The 20269-nt window shown below is 68.3% G+C and carries 18 protein-coding genes; 2 read left to right on the top strand and 16 right to left on the bottom strand.

The genetic code is table 11. The features are described 5' to 3' along the window. Positions 1 to 36 precede the first annotated feature (36 nt). From lpqB to G6N53_RS12140, 6 genes are all read right to left on the bottom strand, one after another. Complete coding sequence (lpqB, locus tag G6N53_RS12165) at positions 37 to 1794, bottom strand: MtrAB system accessory lipoprotein LpqB (protein WP_163888683.1); 1758 nt, start codon at positions 1792 to 1794, stop codon at positions 37 to 39. After that, on the bottom strand, positions 1791 to 3446 hold the full coding sequence (gene mtrB / locus G6N53_RS12160; protein ID WP_163888682.1) for an MtrAB system histidine kinase MtrB: 1656 nt from the start codon (positions 3444 to 3446) through the stop codon (positions 1791 to 1793). Before mtrB ends, lpqB begins: the two co-directional genes overlap by 4 nt. Before the next feature lie 22 nt (positions 3447 to 3468). Further along, on the bottom strand, positions 3469 to 4155 hold the full coding sequence (mtrA, locus tag G6N53_RS12155) for a two-component system response regulator MtrA (protein ID WP_159233213.1): 687 nt from the start codon (positions 4153 to 4155) through the stop codon (positions 3469 to 3471). A 96-nt stretch (positions 4156 to 4251) separates the two neighbouring features. Next, complete coding sequence (locus G6N53_RS12150; RefSeq protein WP_163888681.1) at positions 4252 to 4857, bottom strand: sensor domain-containing protein; 606 nt, start codon at positions 4855 to 4857, stop codon at positions 4252 to 4254. A 26-nt stretch (positions 4858 to 4883) separates the two neighbouring features. Next, complete coding sequence (locus G6N53_RS12145; RefSeq protein WP_163888680.1) at positions 4884 to 5549, bottom strand: hypothetical protein; 666 nt, start codon at positions 5547 to 5549, stop codon at positions 4884 to 4886. 97 nt (positions 5550 to 5646) lie between these two features. Then, positions 5647 to 6273, bottom strand: a complete 627-nt coding sequence (locus G6N53_RS12140) for a dTMP kinase (RefSeq protein WP_163888679.1) — start codon at positions 6271 to 6273, stop codon at positions 5647 to 5649. Between the two features lie 126 nt (positions 6274 to 6399). Here G6N53_RS12140 and G6N53_RS12135 point away from each other — a divergent pair, with 126 nt between their 5' ends. Next, a complete protein-coding gene (locus G6N53_RS12135) occupies positions 6400 to 8910 on the top strand; it encodes an alpha/beta hydrolase fold domain-containing protein (protein WP_237166503.1) in 2511 nt (836 codons plus the stop codon). 10 nt (positions 8911 to 8920) lie between these two features. Here G6N53_RS12135 and G6N53_RS12130 read toward each other — a convergent pair whose 3' ends face one another. The 7 genes from G6N53_RS12130 to G6N53_RS12100 form a co-directional block, all read right to left on the bottom strand. Next, the gene (locus G6N53_RS12130) at positions 8921 to 9448 is read right to left on the bottom strand and encodes a hypothetical protein (RefSeq protein ID WP_237166502.1); all 528 of its coding nucleotides are present in this window, start codon (positions 9446 to 9448) and stop codon (positions 8921 to 8923) included. A gap of 1 nt (position 9449) precedes the next feature. Beyond that, positions 9450 to 10910, bottom strand: a complete 1461-nt coding sequence (ahcY, locus tag G6N53_RS12125; protein ID WP_163888677.1) for an adenosylhomocysteinase — start codon at positions 10908 to 10910, stop codon at positions 9450 to 9452. A gap of 124 nt (positions 10911 to 11034) precedes the next feature. After that, positions 11035 to 11703: a TetR/AcrR family transcriptional regulator gene (locus G6N53_RS12120; RefSeq protein WP_163888676.1), complete on the bottom strand. Its 669-nt coding sequence runs from the start codon at positions 11701 to 11703 to the stop codon at positions 11035 to 11037. Positions 11704 to 11797: 94 nt separating this feature from the next. Next, the gene (locus G6N53_RS12115; RefSeq protein WP_163888675.1) at positions 11798 to 11980 is read right to left on the bottom strand and encodes a rubredoxin; all 183 of its coding nucleotides are present in this window, start codon (positions 11978 to 11980) and stop codon (positions 11798 to 11800) included. After that, positions 11977 to 12150, bottom strand: coding sequence for a rubredoxin (locus tag G6N53_RS12110; RefSeq protein WP_163888674.1), 174 nt, complete (start codon positions 12148 to 12150; stop codon positions 11977 to 11979). The genes G6N53_RS12115 and G6N53_RS12110 overlap by 4 nt, the downstream gene beginning before the upstream one ends. Continuing rightward, entirely contained in the window at positions 12147 to 13382 is a 1236-nt protein-coding gene (locus G6N53_RS12105; RefSeq protein WP_163895801.1) for an alkane 1-monooxygenase, read from the bottom strand. Before G6N53_RS12105 ends, G6N53_RS12110 begins: the two co-directional genes overlap by 4 nt. Before the next feature lie 267 nt (positions 13383 to 13649). After that, on the bottom strand, positions 13650 to 15146 hold the full coding sequence (locus tag G6N53_RS12100) for an APC family permease (protein WP_371870818.1): 1497 nt from the start codon (positions 15144 to 15146) through the stop codon (positions 13650 to 13652). A gap of 37 nt (positions 15147 to 15183) precedes the next feature. Here G6N53_RS12100 and G6N53_RS12095 point away from each other — a divergent pair, with 37 nt between their 5' ends. After that, the gene (locus G6N53_RS12095) at positions 15184 to 16575 is read left to right on the top strand and encodes an FAD-dependent oxidoreductase (RefSeq protein ID WP_163888673.1); all 1392 of its coding nucleotides are present in this window, start codon (positions 15184 to 15186) and stop codon (positions 16573 to 16575) included. On the opposite strand, the gene manA is transcribed toward G6N53_RS12095, so the two are convergent. The 3 genes from manA to G6N53_RS12080 are packed head-to-tail and all read right to left on the bottom strand — an operon-like array spanning position 16520 to position 20249. After that, a complete protein-coding gene (gene manA / locus G6N53_RS12090; protein WP_163888672.1) occupies positions 16520 to 17746 on the bottom strand; it encodes a mannose-6-phosphate isomerase, class I in 1227 nt (408 codons plus the stop codon). The two genes, G6N53_RS12095 and manA, sit on opposite strands and share 56 nt — an antisense overlap. Positions 17747 to 17751: 5 nt before the next feature. After that, a complete protein-coding gene (locus tag G6N53_RS12085; RefSeq protein WP_205390364.1) occupies positions 17752 to 18867 on the bottom strand; it encodes a TobH protein in 1116 nt (371 codons plus the stop codon). Next, on the bottom strand, positions 18864 to 20249 hold the full coding sequence (locus tag G6N53_RS12080) for a phosphomannomutase/phosphoglucomutase (protein WP_163888671.1): 1386 nt from the start codon (positions 20247 to 20249) through the stop codon (positions 18864 to 18866). Before G6N53_RS12080 ends, G6N53_RS12085 begins: the two co-directional genes overlap by 4 nt. Positions 20250 to 20269 lie beyond the last annotated feature (20 nt).

The following is a 20269-nucleotide window of genomic DNA, read 5'->3' as shown; positions in this document are numbered from 1 at the left end:
TGGCTGCCGGGGGGCTGTCCGGCAGCACGTCCAGTGTCAGCCCGGCAGCACCGGCAGCGCACCCGCTGTCATCAACGGCCGGACCTCCGCCCACCCGGGGTCGCCGTCGGCGGTCGACCCCGAGAGTTGAAGCACCCCGCGCGCGTCGGCGACGTAGACGGCCGACGGGTTCGCCGCCACCGTCGTCACCGGCCGCAGCAGGTTGTAGGTCGGGCCGTCGGAGTTCACCCCGTCGAGGTTCACGTAGGCCACCGGGTGCTGGGCATCGGTGCGGCTGACGACGATGTCGTCGCCGGTGCGCCAGGACAGCGACACCACCGTGTCGCGCAACCCGTAGCCGAGCCGTCGCGGGAAGGTCAGCGCGTACCCGCCGCCTTCTGTCTGCTCGACACCGGCGAGGATCACCCGTCCCTCGATCACCATGGCGGCGCGGGTGCCGTCCCGCGAGAGCTGCAGTTCAGCGATCGGGCCGGGGAATCGGGTCGACACCGAGGCGGAGTCGACGGGGATCCGGGCGGGCTGGCCCGAGGCGTCCTGGATGACGCGGACGACGTTGATGCCGTCGACGACGACCCAGATGGCGTCGTCCAGCGACCAGCTCGGCCGACTGAGGCTGCGGCCGTCCATCGCCTGGGATGCGTCCCCGCCCAGCGGTCCCACCCACAGTGTCGAGGCCATGTCGGGAGCGCCGGGGCGCTCGGTGATGATCGAGGCGACCAGCTGACCGCCGCGCGACAGCGAGGCGGCGCTCTGGCCGGGCATCTGCCCGAATGAACCCGACACCCGCGGCGCGCGCTGGCCGTCCAGCCGCACCAGGGACCCGCCGACGAGGGCGTGCAGCCCGGCCGCGGCACCGTCGACGGCACCGGGATCGGTCGCGGCGACGTCGGCGGTGTCCCAGCCGTCGGCGAACCGGTCGTCGAGTGCGGCACCGTCGGCGGTGATCACGTACGGCCCGTTGATGCCGGCCCGGGACAACGTCCAGATCAGCTGCGCGGCAAGCAGTTGCCTGCTCTGGGGGTCAGTGGTGGCCAGGTTATCCAGGTCGATGCGCGCCCCACCGTAGCCGCGTCCCACGCCGGTCTTGCCGCCGTCGGCGCGCGTCACCGGCCCCCGCAGTTTCAGCGGCGGGCCGAGCAGGTTGCGCACGGTGTCGGTCATCTCCGGCCGCGGACCCGCGATCAACTTGCTGACCAGCTCGGTGGGCAACTGGTCGGGCTCGGACACCGCGACGTAGCGCGGGTCCGGCACCACGGTCTTGCCCGTGGGGTCGGCGAAGTAGAGGGTGCTGCGTTTGTAGGTGGACTGGAACTGCTGCCAGTCCAGGAAGACCCCGTTGGGCAGACGGTCGATGCGCCAGCCGTCCGACGTCTTCACCAATTCGATCGGGCCGGGGTCGGGCAGGGCCCCCTCGCCCGTCTCGAACACTCCCATGTCCGACAGTGAGCCGAGGATGTCGGCGCGCATACTCACCGAAACCCGGTTGGGCGTACGGGTCTCGACAAAAACCACGTTGTCGATCAGCAGCGCGCTGCCCGCGTCGTCCCAGCCACTCGACGCCGATTCGGTGAGGAACTGCCGCGCGGCCAGGTGCCTGTTCGCGGGGTCGGCGGTGGCCTTGAGGAATTCCCGCAGCAGCACGTCGGGGTCCATCCCCGGGGTGGGCTCGGGCAGGCTGGGTGGCGCCGGCAGGGCGACGGTGCCGATGGCCTGCGGCGACGACGAGCTGGGCACCCCGGAACATCCGGTGAGCGCGAGCACCAGTGCGAACAGCGCGGCTAGGAAGCGTGTCACACGCTCTCCCCTGCCGGTTCGCGTTCGCGGGTCGCTCGGGTGCCGGAGGGCACCGGTGTCGGTTCGACGGGCTTGACGGGCAGCGGGCTGCTGGTCACCTTGTGTCCGCGGACCAGTGGCAGCGTCAACCGGAAGCAGGCGCCCTTACCGGGCTCGCCCCAGGCTTCCAGCCTGCCCTGGTGCAGCCGGGCGTCCTCGATGCTGATCGCCAGCCCGAGGCCGGTTCCGCCGGAGCGGCGCACCCGCGACGGATCCGCCCGCCAGAACCGGCTGAACACCAGCTTCTCCTCGCCGGGGCGCAGGCCCACGCCGTGGTCGCGGACGGTGACCGCGACGGTGTCCTCGTCGGCGGCCATCCGGATGCGCACCGGTTTGTGCTCGGCGTGGTCGATGGCGTTGGCGATCAGGTTGCGCAGGATCCGCTCCACCCGGCGCGGGTCGACTTCGGCGATGACGTCGTCGGTGGGCAGGTCGACGATCAGGTCCACGCCGGCTTCTTCGGCGAGGTGACCGACGTTGTCCAGGGCGCTCTTGACGATGGAGCGCAGGTCGACGGCTTCGACGGCCAGCTCGGCGACGCCGGCGTCGTGGCGGGAGATCTCGAGCAGGTCGCTGAGCAGCGACTCGAACCGGTCCAGCTCGTTGACCATCAGCTCGGTCGAGCGGCGCAACGCGGGGTCGAGGTCTTCGGCGTGGTCGTGGATCAGGTCGGCGGCCATCCGCACGGTGGTCAGCGGGGTGCGCAGTTCGTGGCTGACGTCGGAGGTGAACCTTCGTTGCAGGTTGCCGAACTCCTCGAGCTGGGTGATCTGGCGGTGCAGGCTTTCCGCCATGTCGTTGAACGACACCGCCAGCCGCGCCATGTCGTCCTCGCCGCGCACCGGCATTCGCTCGGCGAGGTGCCCTTCGGCGAACCGCTCGGCGATCCGCGACGCCGACCGCACCGGCAGCACGATCTGACGCGCCACCAGCAGCGCGATCGCGGCCAGCAGGCCGAGCAGCACCACCCCGCCGGTGGCCAGCGTGCCGCGGACCAACGCGATCGTGGAGGCTTCGCTGTTCAGCGGGAAGATCAGGTAGAGCTCCAGGTTGGCCGCCGGCGACGACGTCGGGGTGCCGACGATCAGGGCGGGTCCGGAGAAGCCGTCGGTGTGCACGGTCGAGTACTGGTAGCTGACCTGTCCGGCGTTGACGAAGTCGCGCAGCGCGTTGGGCACCTGGTCGATCGGGCCGGCGGAGGTGGCCGCGCGGGGACCCATCCCGGGGACGACGAGCACTGCGTCGAAGGCGCCGGCGAGGCCGGAGCCGGCATCTGCCTTGCGGTCGATCAGGGTGTTGCGGGCCAGCTGCAGGCTGCTGTCGAGGGAACGGGTCTCCTCACCGCCGACGATTCCGCTGACCGTACCGCGGGCCCGTTCGATCTCCTCGGTGGCCGCGCGCACTTTGACCTCGAGGATCCGGTCGGTGATCTGACTGGTGAGGACGAAGCCCAGCACCATGATGACCGCCAGCGACAGGCCCAGCGTCAGGGTGACGACACGTAGCTGCAGAGAGCGCCGCCACGCCAAACTCAGCGCCCTGCCCAGCGCACCCAGGCCGCGGACAAGTGGTGCCGACCGCCGGTGGATACGCCGTCTCGAACTGAAGATCACGCCCACCGCCGAGCGGTCAGAGTCATGGGGGTCCGGCCTTGTATCCCACTCCTCGAACGGTGAGCACCACCTGCGGGTTCTCCGGGTCCTTCTCGACTTTGGCCCGCAGCCGCTGGACGTGCACGTTCACCAAACGGGTGTCGGCGGGATGACGGTAACCCCACACCTGTTCGAGCAGCACATCTCGAGTAAACACCTGGCGGGGTTTCCGTGCCAGCGCGACCAGCAGGTCGAACTCCAGCGGGGTCAGGGAGATCTGCTCGCCTTGGCGGGTGACCTTGTGGGCCGGGACGTCGATGTCGATGTCGGCGATCGACAGCATCTCGGCCGGCTCGTCCTCGTTGCGACGCAGCCGGGCGCGCACCCGGGCCACCAGTTCCTTGGGCTTGAACGGCTTCATCACGTAGTCGTCGGCGCCGGACTCCAACCCGAGCACCACGTCGACGGTGTCGGTCTTGGCGGTCAGCATCACGATGGGCACGCCGGAGTCCGCACGCAGCACCCGGCACACGTCGATGCCGTTCATGCCGGGCAACATGAGGTCCAGCAGCACCAGATCGGGCCGCAGCTCGCGGACCGCGGTCAGCGCTTGGGTGCCGTCACCGACCACCGCGGTGTCGAAGCCCTCGCCACGCAGAACGATGGTGAGCATCTCGGCGAGCGAAGGGTCGTCATCGACGACCAGGATCCTTTGCCTCATGGTGTCCATGGTGTCACCAGAAAGCAATAAACCTCGGATACCACACCGGGCGATTTGCGTGTTGACCGGCACCGAGGTCTGGAACGCCGTTCTGGCGGCGCAGGCTCAGTCGATCCGGTCGACGATCCGTTGCAGGATTTCCGAGGCGATCGTCTCGGAGTCGGGCAGAACGGTCACCGACACGTCGACGACGACCGAGGACTTGACCGCCGACGCCACCGTCCACTGATCATTGACGTAGGCGACCGTCGCCGGGTCGGGTCGCAGCACAGCTCCGTCCATGAATTCGAGGCGCAGGGCGGCGCAGTTGTCCATGTCCACCAGGCGGCGATCGAACGCGTCCCGCGCGCTGTCGCTGTCCGGATACGCCACCACGGCCTGGATGATCGAGGCGAACACCGGCGCCCGGTCCCCGATGTCCACATCGCCGTCGTCGACGACGGTGCGGGAGTCGACCCAGTCGTCACCGAAGGCCACCCCCTGGTCGAACAACGCGCGACACGGGCCCTCGGGGGTTGCGGTGTCCGCGACGGTCCGGTCATCGTCGGCTGTCCGGGTGAACTCGCCGAATCCGCTGACCTGCCTGACGTCCTGCACGGTCAGCGGTAACGACTGCAGACCACCGGCGGATGCGGATTCGCCGTCGGTCGAGCGCTGACAGCCGACCGCCACCAGCGATGCGCACCAAATCAGGATCGCTGTCCGGCGCATCACATCGGCGTTCGCCCGGTTAGATGTCAGCCGAGGATGTCGCGCTGCTGCCTGATCGACTCGATCACCTCGTAGCCGATCTGCCGCACGCTGGCAGGCACCGGGTTTCTCTCGAAAGTCTTCCCCGCCGCGCCGCCGGTTTCGCCTGCGAGCACCCACCCCAGCGAGTAGCTGTCGGCCAGCGCCCGCCGCGCAGCCGTCGTCTCCGGGTCGTCCGAGGCCACCAGCTCGTTGGCAAGCGCGAGCACGAGTTGCTTGCGGGAGTAGTCGGCGCCGTCGCAGTCCCGCACCACCGGGTTGGTCCACCAGTGGTCGAACGGGATGCGCGAGCCGCGGTCGATCCTGCCGCCGTCCCTGGTGCGGATCGGTGCCGGCGGGTACAGCCCGAGCTTCGGCACGTATTCGGCGTAGCCCTGCGGTCCGCTGCGGATCTTCATCAGTGTCAAGCAGGCCGCGCCGGACTGGTTCTTGGGATGGGGCACGCCCGCGGTGTCCACCCAGGTGAGGTCGCGCTGGTCGATCAGGGCGCGGGTGGTGTCGGTGTGGTGGACGAGCGCGCGGACGTGCACTGCCACTGTCATGGCCTCGACGAGGGTGCCCTGGTCGAATTGTCCGCAGGCCGACTTCATCCGGGCGACGCGATCGTCGACCTCCGCAAGCAGTTCGACGCGCGTATGAATTGGAACAGTCATCGGACCCCCCGGTACCACGTTGCACAATTTCGTCGCCTGGGCGACGCCCCATGGCTGAGGGTATCTGCCGTCTCGCCGATCCGCAGCGGTCTGGCGGCTAACGCAGAATTTCCGCGAGTTCGGCTGCGTCGACGTCCGGTGGCACGACTGTCCACGGCCCGCACCACTGGGCTGCGGCCAACTCGGTGTACACCGCTGACGTGCGACGCTGCAGCCCGTCGTCGCGCTCGTAGGCGTCCCGGGCCCGGTCGGCCTCTTCGGCGGCCCGGTTCACCGCACGTTGCGCCGCCAGTTCTGTCGGCACATCCAGCAGCACCTGCCAGTCCGGGGCGGGCAGCTGCAGCCGTCCGTACTCGAGGTCGCGCACCCAGGCCACCACATCCCCGTCGCCGCCCTGGTGCAGCCGCGCAGCGCTGTAGGCGGCGTTGGAGGCGACGTAGCGATCGAGGATCACGACGTCGGATTCCGCGGCCAGTCGCTCGATCTCGGCTTTACCGCCTGCGCGGTCCATCGCGAACAGCACGGCCATCGCGTAGACCGAGTCGGCGAGGTCACCGTGGGCACCGTGCAGGGCTTCGGCCGCCAGATCCGCGGGCGCCGAGACCCCGTAACGGGGGAACGCCAGGCTGGACACCGACCGGCCGCCGGCCTCGAAGGCGGCGCGCAGACCGTTGGTCAACGTCCGCTTGCCGGCACCGTCGACTCCTTCGATCACGATGAGCACTCGGCGAGCGTAATGCAGGCACCGCAGTGGCAGGGACGGCAAAGGTTGACCACGCGGAACCGTAGGCTTCATAGTGAGCCGATGGGGAGCAGAGTCCGTGCTGGCAAAGTTTGCGAAGTTGCGGTTGTGGCCGGTGTCGGCACCGCGGTGTTCCTGGGGTGGGGGTGCGCCGTCGCGTCTGCGGATGACGACTCCGGCGGGTCGCGGTCGGCCCCGAAGTCGACGCAAACCGACGGGGATTCCGGGAAGAAGCGGGCCGGTCCGGCGAGCACACCCAAGGACCGCTCCGGCGATGCCCCGAGCCGGAACGATTCGGCGCCAACCGAATCCGAATCCGAATCCGAATCCGAGTCCGCTGAGGACGCCGCCGCCGAGGCTGAGGGGGATGACGACGAGCGGAAGCCGCGCGCCGCGGAACCGGACGACACCCCCGCCGACGAGACGGCCGAGACGGTCGAGGACGACGAGCCGGCCGGCGAGCCCGAACCCCAGTCCGAGCCCGATCAGGTCTCCCACACCCTGTTGGAGCAGCCGGTCCCGGAAGACACACCGCGGCCGACGCCGACCGCCGTCCCACAGCTGTGGACGGCGCTCGGGGCGGCGCGCCGCGAGGTCGACGAGGCTCCGGCACCGGTGCTCAGAGCATCTGCCGACATCATCTCGGGCGCGGCTCTGGTTGCCACGCCTTCGGACTCGATCACCTACACCGCCGAACCGACCTTCTTCGACCAGGTGGTCGTTTTCAGCCTTCGGGTGATGCGTCAGATCTCCAGCTTCATCGGTGTGGACATCTACGGCTTGCTGGCCAAAGCGCTGGAGAGCGACAAGCCGCCGTGGTTCGTCAAGCGCGGCCTCGACGTCCGCAGCACCGAGTACCAGGTGTCGGAAGAGGAACCTTGGCAGGTGTGGGAGTTCCACCCGCCCAACCCGACGGGCAAGACCGTCGTCGCCGTCCACGGAGGCGGGTTCGTGGTGCAGCCACTGGTGACGCACTGGAGTGACTACGCGGCCATGGCACGCGACACCGGCGCCACCGTGCTCGTGCCGATGTATCCGCTGGCGACCACCGAGGCGGGGTCGGCCACCCGGGTGGTGCCCGCCATGGCCCAGTTCCTCTCCGATCAGATCGCCACGCACGGGGCCGAAGACGTCAGTGTCTACGCAGATTCGGCCGGCACCATCCTGGCGATGTCCGCGGTGCGCCGGCTGGTGATGAACGGTCGTCCCGTTCCCGCGAGCATGGTGTTGCTCTCCCCCGCCCCGGACGCCTCGCTGTCCAACCCGGCGATCCGCGACATCGATGACCCGGTGATCGACGTCGACGATCTCGACTTCTACAACGACGGCAGTCACTGGGCCGACGGATTCGAGCCGACGGACCCGGTGGTCAGCCCGCTGTTCATCGAAGACGCTGTGCTCGCAGGCTTTCCGCCCACCACGATCTACATCGGGACCCTCGAGATCGGACTTCCCGACACCCTGCTGCTGCACGAGAAGTGGAATGCCGCCGGCGGGGTGGCCTCGCTCGTGGTGGGCAGAGGCCAGATCCACGACTGGGCGCTGGGCGGTTCCATCAACTCGCAGGCGGCGAAGGTGCGTCCGGACATCTACCGCCAACTCGGGCTCAACGACGTCGCCGAGGGTCCACGCACCGTCACGACGACACCGCCCACGTTCGGGGACCAACTGGTCGTCGACACACTGCGCACCTTGCGCTGGTTCTCGGCGGTCACCGGGATCAAGTTGTTCAGCGGTGTGGTGGGGACGGTCACCAGCGTCGACCCACCACCGTCGACGACCACCGGGCTGACCGTGACCGAGCGCAGCTACAACGGCTGGAAAGTGTGGGAATTGGCGTCGCCGCAGCCGTCGGGCGAGTACGTCGTCGCGTTGCACGGCGGCGGTTTCGAGGCCGAAGCGAACATCATCCACTGGTCGGACTACGCGGAGATGGCCCGCGACACCGGCGCCACCGTGCTGGTGCCGATCTTCCCGCTGGCCCCGCCGCAGGGCACCGGCACGGCGAGCACGCTGGTGCCGCCGATGGCCGACTACCTGTCGATGTTGATCGACGCGCACGGCGTGGACAACGTCAGCCTCTACGGTGACTCTTCCGGCGGCTCGTACGCCATGCTGGCCGTGCAGGAGATGTTGCGCCGCTGCCGATCCGACGTGCAATGTGTAGTCTCCGAATCCCAACCCTCGAGAATGGTGCTGGTCTCACCGGCGCTGCATCTGACGTTGAGCGGGCCCGAGATCGACGCCATCGACGACCCGATCCTGCCGAGCCGTCCGGCAGGGGAAGGTCCGCAGTTCAATGGCGAGCTGGACATGGATGATCCACGGGTGAACCCGATTTCGAGCGCGGATCTGACCGGGCTGCCCCCGACCGCGGTGTACATCGGCACGCTCGAGAAGCTCTACCCGGGCGCGCTGGCGTTCCGCGACAAGCTTCTGGCGCAGGATCCCGACGCCGACTTCACTGTCATCATCGGTGACGGGCAGATGCACGGCTGGGCGCTGGGCGGCCTCTACATCAACTCGCAGGCACCCGTGTGGCGGTCCACCGTGTACCGGCAGTTGGGCCTGCTGCCGCAGGCGAATTCGGCGCGGTATGTGACCCTGCAGGTCGCCTGACGCGCCCGATTCAGCCGGCGATGCTGGACTGCAGCACCACCTCGTCCTGCGGCGGGTCCAGGAACACCCGGGTGCTCCTGCGCTCGGCGCCGAAGACCATGTTCAGCTCGATGCCGGTCAGAAACGGCCCGGGCGGCAACTCGGGCTCGAGCACCTTCTGCACCGCGGGCTGGCTACCGGTTTCCTCTGATTCATGTTGTGTCACAAGTTCTTCCATCGTGGCCGGGGTGACCTGCACGACGGCGTCGATCCACTGCAGCTTCAGCCGTGAGTTCTCAGGCCGGGTTGCGGTGTTGTCCCACTGGATCCACGACGCCGACACCGGAGCACCCAGAGCCGGGAAGATGCGGGCGAGCTCCTCGGTGTCGTGACGCACCTCCGGAGCGGGCGGCGCCGAACTGGCGGCCGGCTCTTCCTGCTGGGTCTGACACGCCGAGACCACCAGCAGGAGTCCGGCCGTCGCGGCCAGCCGACCGGCGAATCGGGCGCGCACACCGACCGTGGTGGTCACCGTGCGCGCCCGATTCGACCTGGTCACGTCAGTAGCGGTAGTGCTCTGGCTTGTACGGGCCGTCGACGTCGACACCGATGTACTCCGCCTGCTCCTTGGTCAACCTGGTCAGCGAGCCGCCGAGCGCCTCGACGTGGATCTTGGCGACCTTCTCGTCGAGATGCTTGGCCAGCCGGTAGACCTCGTTGTCGTACTCGTCGTTCTTGGTCCACAGCTCGATCTGCGCGATCACCTGGTTGGAGAAGCTGTTGCTCATCACGAACGACGGGTGGCCGGTCGCGTTGCCCAGGTTCAGCAGACGTCCCTCGCTCAGCACGATGATCGAGTGTCCGTTGGAGAAGGTGAACTCGTCGACCTGCGGCTTGATGTTGATGCGGCGCACGTCGGGATCCTTCTCCAGACGCGCCATCTCGATCTCGTCGTCGAAGTGGCCGATGTTGCCCAGGATCGCCTGGTGCTTCATCGCCTTCATGTGCTCGAGGGTGATGATGCCCTGGTTGCCGGTGGCGGTGATGACGATGTCCGCCCAGCCGATGGCCTCTTCGACGGTTTTGACCTCGAAGCCGTCCATCAGCGCCTGCAGCGCGTTGATCGGGTCGATCTCGGTGACCGCGACGCGGGCGCCCTGGGCCTTGAGAGCCTCGGCGCAGCCCTTGCCGACGTCGCCGTAGCCGCAGACCAGCGCGGCCTTGCCGCCGATCAGCACGTCGGTGCCGCGGTTGATGCCGTCGATCAGCGAGTGCCGGGTGCCGTACTTGTTGTCGAACTTGCTCTTGGTCACCGAGTCGTTGACGTTGATCGCCGGGAAGGACAGCTCGCCGGAGGCGGCGAACTGGTAGAGCCGCAGCACGCCGGTGGTGGTCTCCTCGGTGACGCCCTTGACGGCCTCGGCGATCTTGGTCCACTTGGTTTTGTCGGTCTCGAAGCGCTCCCGGATCAGTGACAGGAACACCTTGTACTCGGCGGAGTCGTCGTCCTCGCCGGGGGGAACCACGCCGGCCTTCTCGAACTGCGCGCCGCGCAGCACCAGCATGGTGGCGTCACCGCCGTCGTCGAGGATCATGTTGGCCGGCTCGCCGGGCCAGGTGAGCATCTGCTCGGCGGCCCACCAGTACTCCTCCAGCGATTCGCCCTTCCATGCGAACACCGGGGTGCCCTTGGGCGCGTCGACGGTGCCGTTGGGGCCGACGACGACGGCCGCGGCGGCGTGGTCCTGGGTGGAGAAGATGTTGCACGACGCCCAGCGCACCTCAGCACCGAGGCTCACCAACGTCTCGATGAGCACCGCGGTCTGGACGGTCATGTGCAGCGAGCCGGAGATCCGCGCGCCCTTGAGCGGCAGCACGTCGGCGTACTCGCGGCGCAGCGCCATCAGGCCGGGCATCTCGTGTTCGGCCAGCCGGATCTCCTTGCGGCCGAACTCGGCCAGTCCCAGGTCGGCGACCTTGTAGTCGATGCCGTTGCGGACATCGGCGGTCAGTGCAGTCATGTAGAGCCCCTATATTCGTTCGATTGCCTGTGCGTGCACGGATGTGCAGTCGGCGACACCCATAGCCTGCGGGCTCGCGGGACAGGCGCTCATCCGTTTTGCAACAGCGGCTGCGCTCTGCCGGCTAAGAAGTATCTATGACACCGTAGCGTTCGGCGAAGGGCGTCATCAATCTGGCCAGGTCCCTGGCCACATCGTGGTCGGCTTCCGGGGGCATCGACACGTAGCTCATGGCGAGCCGGACGATGGCCCGGGCCAGGACACCGGCGTCCTCCTCGCTGGCCCGCACCCAGCTCGACATCAACGATTCGGTCAGCCGCGTGGAGCACCGGCTGATGATCGGCGCGCTGTCGGTGGTGATGATCTGCAGCAGGTCTGGCTTGGAGGTGCCGGTCAGCAGCGAGATCACCAGCGGGTCGGCGGCCGATTCGGTGAAGAAGTCGCGGAACCCCTGCAGGAAGGCGGCGTAGATGTCGCCGGCGTTGTGGTTGATGGCGTCGTGGATCTGATCGACGAGCCGGTCGGCCAGGCGCAGGGCGTACCCCTGCGCGAGGCCCTGCCGCGAGCCGAACTCGTTGTAGATCGTCTGGCGGCTGATGCCGGCCGCCCTGGCGACGTCGGACAGCGTGATCGCCGACCAGTCGCGGGCCAGCAGCATCTCCCGCATGCCGTCGAGGATCGAGTCGCGCAACAGCACCCTGGACGCCTCGGCGTAGCTGATGCGCTTCTCGTGGGAGCGGCTCACACGCGCGACACTATCGCTTCCGACGGTCGTGCTCGCCCAGGCTGTCATGTCGTCCCGTCTTCCCCGCGAGCGCGCGTGTCTGCACACCTTCGCTCGGCATGTCGCGTACCTGCGCGCGCGCTGGCGGACATCGAGTGTGCGCTCACGGCCGCGCGACCTCGACCATCTCGAAGTCCGACTTGGCCGCGCCGCAGTCCGGGCAGCTCCAGTCGTCGGGGATGTCGTCCCAGCGGGTGCCCGGCTCGATGCCGTCCTCGGGCCAGCCCTTGGCCTCGTCGTACTCGAAGCCGCACTGCACACAGACGAACAGCTTGTAGTCGCTCATTTGGTTGCTCCAATCTCTTCGAAATCGACCTTCTCGCGCACCGCGCAGTCGGGGCAGCACCAGTCGTCGGGGACGTCCTCCCATGGCGTGCCAGCCGGAAAGCCCTCCCGCGGCGCACCTTTGGCCTCGTCGTAGACGTAGTCACAGCCGGGGCAGCGGTAGGCGCTCATGCGTCTCGGCCCGTCTGCTCCTCGCGCAAGCGCTCGTCGGCCCCGTACTTGGCCATCACCTTGTCCCGCACTCGCGGGTGGACGTTGACCTTGGAGATATCGCCGTCGTAGTGCTCCATGACCCGGTGGTCCATCACCTTGCGCCACAGCGGCGGGAAGTAGGTGAGCCCGATCAGCGAGGCATACCCGCTGGGCAGGTTCGGTGCTCCCTGCATGCTGCGCAGCGTCTGGTAGCGGCGCGTCGGGTTGGCGTGGTGGTCACTGTGCCGCTGCAGGTGGTACAGGAACAGGTTGGTCACCAGATGGTCGGAGTTCCAGCTGTGTTCGGGCGCGCACCGCACGTAGCGGCCGCTTTCGGTCTTCTGCCGCAGCAGGCCGTAGTGCTCGAGGTAGTTCACCGCTTCCAGCAGTGCGAATCCGAACACGGCGGAGATCACGATGAACGGAACGAGAGCGAGGCCGAAGACCGCGATCAGTACGGCATAGAACACGATGGACATCGCCCACGCATTGAGCACGTCGTTGGACCAGTGCCACTTGCTCTTGCCGGCCCGTTCCAGACGCTTGGTCTCCAACTCCCATGAGGACTTCAGGCTGCCCCACACGCTGCGCGGCAGGAACTCCCAGAACGTCTCGCCGAATCGTGCCGAAGCGGGATCCTCCGGTGTGGCGACCCGGACGTGGTGGCCGCGGTTGTGCTCGATGTAGAAGTGGCCGTATCCGGTCTGCGCCAGCGTGATCTTGGCCAGCCAACGTTCCAGCTCGTCCTTCTTGTGACCCATCTCGTGCGCGGTGTTGATCCCCACCCCGCCGAGCACGCCCACCGACAGCGCCAGACCGATCTTCGCCGGCCAGCCCAAGCCACCGTCGAACCCGAGCCAGCTCAGGTTGGACGCCGTGAACAGGTACGCGCCGAAGACGACGCTGGCGTACTGGAACGGGATGAAGATGTAGGTGCAGTAGCGGTAGTACTTGTCGTTCTCCAACTGCTCCATCACGGCGTCCGGCGCGTTCTGACCGTCCGGGCCGTACCGCAGGTCCAGCGCGGGCAGCACCAGGTAGAGCAGGATCGGCCCGATCCAGAACGGGACCTGTGCGGCGGCGTGCCAACCCGCCTGGTTGAACGCCCACACCAGGGGCATCACGACGAACAGCGCCGTGGGCACGATCAGGCCCATCAACCAGAGGTAGCGCTTCTTGTCCCGCCACTGCGTCACGCCGCTGTCGGTCATTCCTGAGATTTCGGTGGTCACCCCAATGCCTCCTTGCTGTGAGTGCGATCACGAACTGGGGTTGACTATATCGACACTTTTGTCGCGTGTCTAGACAGAACTAGCTGTTTTGTAAAACACCCTGGTCCCGCGAGGCCGCGTGTTTGTACGCCACCGGGCGGCGTGTTGCGTGAAGAACGTCGCGCTCGTCGGTGACGAGCGCGCGCAGAATGCCAGTCAGCGCGGCGTGTCGACGTGCAAACGCGCGCGCTCGCGGGGCGTCGGGAGTTACTGCGCCAGGCGCGAGTGCCTGCGGCCATACAGGAAGTAGACGACCACACCGATCGCCATCCAGATGCTGAAGCGAATCCACGTCAGCCCGGTCAGGTTCAGCATCAACCACACGCAGGCGATGATCGCCAGGATCGGCAGCAGTGGGACCCACGGCGTGCGGAAGCCACGCTTGAGGTCGGGCCGGGTGCGCCGCAGCACGAGCACACCCGCCGACACCAGCACGAACGCGAACAGCGTGCCGATGTTCACCATTTCCTCGAGGTTGTCGATCGGGAAGACCGTGGCAGTCACCGCCACCACCACACCGACCAGCAGCGTGATCCGCACCGGCGTGCCGCGGTTGCCGGTCTTGGCCAGCTGGCGCGGCAGCAACCCGTCCCGCGACATCGCGAACAGCACCCGCGTCTGTCCGAGCACCAGCACGATGACGACGGTGGTCAGCCCGGCCAGCGCGCCGATGGAGATCACCTTGGCCGCCCAGTCCACCCCGTTGAGCGCGAACGCGGTCGCGAGGTTGGGCGATTCGGCGTCGCGCAGCTCGGTGTAATTGACCATGCCGGACAGCACCACGGCCACGGCGACGTAGAGGACGGTCACGATCCCCAGCGAGGCCAGGATGCCGCGGGGCACGTCGCGCTGCGGGTTCTTGGTCTCTTCGGCGGTGGTCGCGACGATGTCGAAACCGATGAACGCAAAGAACACGATCGACGCGCCGGCCAGCAGCCCGTACCAGCCGTAGCTGCTGCCTTCGGCGCCGGTGATCAGCGAGAACAGCGACTGCTCGGCGGCCGTGCCGCCTTCGGCACCCCCGGGCTCGGCGGGCGGGATGAACGGCGAGTAGTTCTCGGCCTTGATGTAGAACGCGCCCACCGACACCACCAGCAGCACCACCGCGACCTTGAGCGTGGTGACGGCCAGGCTCACCCCGGCCGACAGCTTGGTGCCGTACGCCAGGATCACCGTGACGAACGTGATGATCACCAGCGCGCCCCAGTCGAGTTCCAGCCCTCCGACGTCGGCGACGCCGCCGCCGAACCCGAAGACCGTGCCCAGGTAGCTCGACCAGCCCTTGGCGACGACGGCCGCGGCCACCGCGAACTCCAGGATCAGGTCCCAGCCGATGATCCACGCGACGAACTCCCCGAAAGTCGCGTAGGAGAACGTGTACGCGCTGCCCGCGACCGGCACGGTGGAGGCGAACTCCGCGTAACACAGGGCGGCCAGCCCGCAGGCGATCGCGGCGAAGATGAAGGAGATGGAGATCGCCGGGCCGGTGATGTTGCCTGCTGTCGATGCGGTGATCGTGAAGATGCCCGCACCGATGACCACCGAGACCCCGAAGACGGTGAGGTCCCACCAGGTCAGATCTTTCCGCAGCCTGGTAGACGGCTCGTCGGTATCGGAGATCGACTGCTCCACCGACTTCGTCCGCCACCGGCCGGTGGTCCGGGTGATCGGATCCTGCGCCATCAGCCGTCCCCTTTTTGTCATGTTTGCAGCGGAATGTACCGGTTACCGTAAAAGCTCGATGGCCCAAACGACACAGACCGAAAAACATGCAATCGTCATCGGCGGCAGCCTCGGTGGGCTGTGCGCCGCGCGAGTGCTGTCGGACTTCTACGACCGGGTCACGGTGTACGAGCGCGACGAGCTTCCCGACGAGCCCGCCAACCGTGCCGCGGTCCCGCAGGGCAGGCACGTGCACCTGTTGATGGCGCGCGGCGCGCAGGAGTTCGAGGGGCTGTTCCCGGGCCTGCTCGACGACATGGTGGCCGCGGGCGTGCCGATCCTGGAGAACCGTCCCGACTGCATCCATTTCGGCGCCGCCGGGCATGTGTTGGGCACCCACCACCGGCTCCAGGACGCGTTCACCGCCTACGTACCCAGCCGCCCGCACCTGGAATGGCAGATCCGGCGCAGGACGCTGGCGATCGACAACGTGACGCTGGTGGCGCAGGCCGTCGACGAGCCGGTGTTCGACGGACGCCGGGTCACCGGGGTGCGGACCGACGAGGGTACGACGGTCGAGGCCGACCTGGTCGTGGACGCCGCAGGACGTGGCACCCGGCTGCCGGCGTGGTTGGCGCAGTGGGGATTCGACCGGCCCCGTGAAGACACCGTCGACGTCGGCATCGGTTACACCACCCATCAGGTGCACATCCCCGAGGGCCTGCTCAAGGAGAAGGTGATCGTTGCCGGTGCGTCACGGCAGCAGCCGGTCGGACTGGGGATGCTGTTCTACGAGGACGGCAACTGGGGGGTGACGACGTTCGGCACCGGAAAGGTGCCGCCCCCAGCCGATTTCGAGCAGATGTGCGCGCTGGCCGACGCGATCCTGCCCGAGCACGTGAGCAGTGCACTGCGCCAGGGAAAACCGTTGGGCCCCATCGCCGTGCACAAGTACCCGACGAGCAGGTGGCGGCGCTACGACGAGATGGAGCGTTTCCCCAAGGGCATCATCCCGTTCGGCGACGCGGTGGTGAGCTTCAACCCGACCTACGGCCAGGGCATGACGATGACGTCGATCCAGGCCGGCCACCTCCGACGCGCGCTGCAGGAACCCGCCGCGGATCTGGCGAAGACGCTGAGCAAGGCGACGGCGAAGACCACCTACCCGGTGTGGACGATGAACGCCGTCGGTGACCTCACGCTGCACGGCGCCACCGGCCCGATGCCGCGCTGGTACCGGCCCGTCGGCTCGTTGTTCGACCAGTTCCTGGGCGCTGCGGAAACCGATCCTGTTCTGGCGGAATGGTTTCTACGCAGATTCAGCCTGCTGGACAGCCTGTGGATGGTGCCGTCGGCCAAGCTCGTCGGCCGCACGGTCCGGCACAACATGCGGTTGTGGATGGCCGAGAAGCGGGCTAGATCCCGACGGTCACCCGAAACAGCCGCGTCGGCTGCTGGGCGTCCAATCTGATCGGACCGTCGTCGGCCGCGATCCATGCCGCGGCACCACGCTCGAGCACCACCGCACTCTGCTTGGCGTACACCGTCGCCGAGCCCTCGGTGCACAGCAGGATCTGCGGGCCGTCGTGGCGGGTGGGCGCGTCGATCTCGTGCCCGAGGTGCTCCCCGTCGACGGTGAGCACCGACACCGCGAACTCCGGTGCCGGGGTCTGGTAGACGAGTTCCGCTCCGTCGCGGACGGTTTCGGGGTGCACGACGACGTCGTTGGCCGGGCTGAAGTCGAGAACCCGCAGCAGTTCGGGGACGTCGACGTGCTTGGGTGTCAGGCCTCCGCGTAACACGTTGTCGGAGTTGGCCATCACCTCGACACCGATGCCCTGAAGATAGGCGTGCAGGTTTCCGGCGGGCAGGTAGATCCCCTCCCCAGGGGCCAGCGTGATCCTGTTGAGCAGCAGCGAGGCGAGCACGCCGGCATCGCCGGGGTAGCGCTCCCCGAGCTCGAGCACGGTCCTGGCTTCGGAGGTGAATTCCTGTTGCCCGGAACGCAGGTAGCTGATCGCGCCGTCGAGCACGGCCGGCACCAGCCTGTCCAGGTCGGGCTGCGGACAGGTGATCCACGTCGTGAACAACGCCCGCAGCCCGTCGGCGTCGGACTCCCCGGCGAGCAGGTGCACGAACGGCTCGAGGACGTCGGGAGCGAGAGCGCACATCAGCTCGACCGAGCGTGCCGCGGGCCGAAACCCGGCCAGCGCCTCGAACGGTCCGAGCGCCACCAGGAGTTCGGGCTTGTGGCTGCGGTCGCGGTAGTTGCGGTCCGGCGCCGACACCGGGATGCCCATGCGGTCTTCGCGGGTGAAACCCTCGACGGCCTGTTCAGTACTCGGGTGCGCCTGCAGCGACAACGGTTCGTCGGCGGCGAGCACCTTCACCAGAAACGGCAGTGTGTCGCCGAATCTTCCGCGCACCGCAGCTCCGAGTTCGCCTTCCGGATCGGCGCGCAACGCCTCGAGCAGCGACTGCTCACCGTCATCGGTGCACAGATGCGCCGGGTCCCCCGGGTGCGCGCCGAACCACAGTTCGGCCTCGGGATGCGCCGTCGGACTGGGCGCCCCGGTGAAATCGGCAATCGCGGTCCGCGAACCCCATGCGTAGGTCCGCACCGCACCCCTGAGCAGATGCACTTACCTCAACCTCGAACCAGGCGCTGGTAGACCGCCGCCATCTCGATGCGGACCGCCAGCAGCGCCAATTGTTTTTCAGGACACCCGATTCCGGGCGCGGGTGCCGATACCGGCACGTCCTGATCCTCCCCTGTCACAACTACATCCGGGACGTCGTTGGAAGCGACCACGTGCACGTCGTCGAAGCCTGTCAACCGCGCGGCGACGGCAGGCCGGTCGGCGTCGGTGGTCAGCACGAAGGTGCGGGTCCGCTGCGGCAACGGCCCGTCGAGTTCCTCGTCGTGGAAGATCGAGGCCTCGGCTCCCGAGTCGCGGCCCCAGCCGGTCCCGATGGCCACCAGCACGTCGGCCAGTCCCACCGCGGACGCCGTCTTGTGGGCCAGTCGCAGCATCACGGTGCCGGCGTGGCGGGCCAGTACCTCGGTGGCCGCGGAGTCGCCGGCGAACACGACGTCGCGGCCCGACATCCGGTCGGCCAGGCTCTTGGCCGGGTTGGTGAAGGTCTGGTGCCCGGCACTGTTGCGGAACGCCTCGGCGTCCAGTTCGTCGGCCATCGCCGCCAGGTCGACGCGGCTGGCCGTGGTCGCCGTCTGCAGCACGGCCAGCCCGGCGGCCAAGTAGCGGACCAGGGTGAAGTCGTCGGGAACCTGCAGCCGCGGCGGCAGCGCCACGACGCGGCCTGCGGTGGCGTCGCGCAGCGGTCCTTCGAAGGGGGCCACCACGACGACGCGGGCGCCGCGGCGGACTCCGGTGGCCGCGGCGGCCACCAGCGACGGGTGACCGGGGTCGTCACCGGCGACGATCAGCACGTCGAGTGCTCCGAGCCAGGGCGGCGGCTCGGGGGTGACGACGATGGGGGCGCCGACGGTGCCGGCCAGTGAGGCGGCGAGCATCTCTCCTGCGGTCTGGGCGTTGCCGCGGCCGGCCACCCACACCACGGTGCGGGGCGGCCCGTCGGACCGGATCGCGTCCAGGTCGCCCTCGTCGAGCGCCGCAGCGATGGCACGCACCTGCGCACCGGCCATCGACGCTGCTCGCAGCAAACCCATGCGATCGGCCTCGAACAGCCCGTCGGCGTCGTCGAGGTCCACCGGGGGCACCGATATGCCGCTGGCGTTCACGCGGGTTCCTTTGTCGCCGTGGGCACGTGGCCGGCGATCTCGTCGACGATCTCCTGGACCCCTTCGGGGGTGCGGGCTTCGACGTTGAGCCGCAGCAACGGCTCGGTGTTGGACATGCGCAGGTTGAACCAGCTGCCGTCGCCGAGGTCCACGGTCACCCCGTCGAGGTGGTCGATGCCGTGCACCCGGCTGCCGTAGGCCGCCAGCACAGCGTCCACGACGGCCGGTGCGTCGGTGACGGTGAAGTTGATCTCGCCGGAGGCTTCGTAGCGCTGGTAGTCGGCCATCATGTCCGACAGCGGCCGGTCCTGTTCGCCGAGCGCGGCCAGCACGTGCAGCGCCGCCAGCATCCCGGAGTCGGCGCCCCAGAAGTCACGGAAGTAGTAGTGCGCGGAGTGTTCCCCGCCGAAGATGGCGCCGGTCTCGGCCATCAGCCCCTTGATGTAGGAGTGCCCGACGCGGGATCGCACCGCGGTGCCGCCGCGCTCGGCGACCAGTTCGGGCACCGCGCGGGAGGTGATGAGGTTGTGGATGATCGTCGCACCGATCTCGCGCTGCAGTTCGCGCGCGGCGACCAGCGCGGTCACCGCCGACGGTGACACCGCCCGGCCGAGTTCGTCGACGACGAAGCAGCGGTCGGCGTCGCCGTCGAAGGCCAGCCCGATATCAGCACCGGTCTCCAGCACGTAGGCCTGCAGGTCGACGAGGTTGGCCGGGTCCAGCGGGTTGGCCTCGTGGTTGGGGAAGGTGCCGTCGAGTTCGAAGAACAGCGGCGAGAGCTCGACCGACGAGATCGGGCCGAGCACCGCGGGCGTGGTGTGGCCGGCCATTCCATTGCCGGCGTCGACGGCCACCTTCAGCGTGCGCTGCCCGCCGATGTCGACCAGCGACCGGAGGAACGCGCCGTAGTCGGCGAGCACGTCGCGGTGGCTGACGGTGCCGGGCGGGCCGTCGTGGCCGGGGACCCCAGCGATGACCTCGTCGCTGATGGCGGTCAGCCCGGTGTCCTTGCCGACGGGTTTGGCGCCGGCGCGGCAGAGCTTGATGCCGTTGTAGGCGGAGGGGTTGTGGCTGGCGGTGAACATCGCGCCCGGGCAGTCCAGCAGGCCCGAGGCGAAGTAGAGCTGATCTGTCGAGGCCAGCCCGATGTGCACCACGTCGAGTCCCTGGGCTACCACCCCGCTGGCGAAAGCCTCGGCCAACATCGGCGAACTGGCCCGCATGTCATGGCCGATCGCCACCTGACCTGCGCTGTCGCGGACCAGCCTGGCAAACGCGCCGCCGACTTCGGAGACGAACTGCTCGTCGATCTCCGCGCCCACGAGCCCACGCACGTCGTAAGCCTTGATGACGCGCTGTACCGCCGCGGCAGGCCGGGACATAGAGCTCCTTGGACAGATGG

This window comes from Mycolicibacterium hippocampi, assembly GCF_010723735.1.
GTDB classification, from domain to species: Bacteria; Actinomycetota; Actinomycetes; order Mycobacteriales; family Mycobacteriaceae; genus Mycobacterium; species Mycobacterium hippocampi.
Note: the sequence above shows the minus strand (reverse complement) of the source record. Positions and strands in the feature narration are given on the sequence as shown.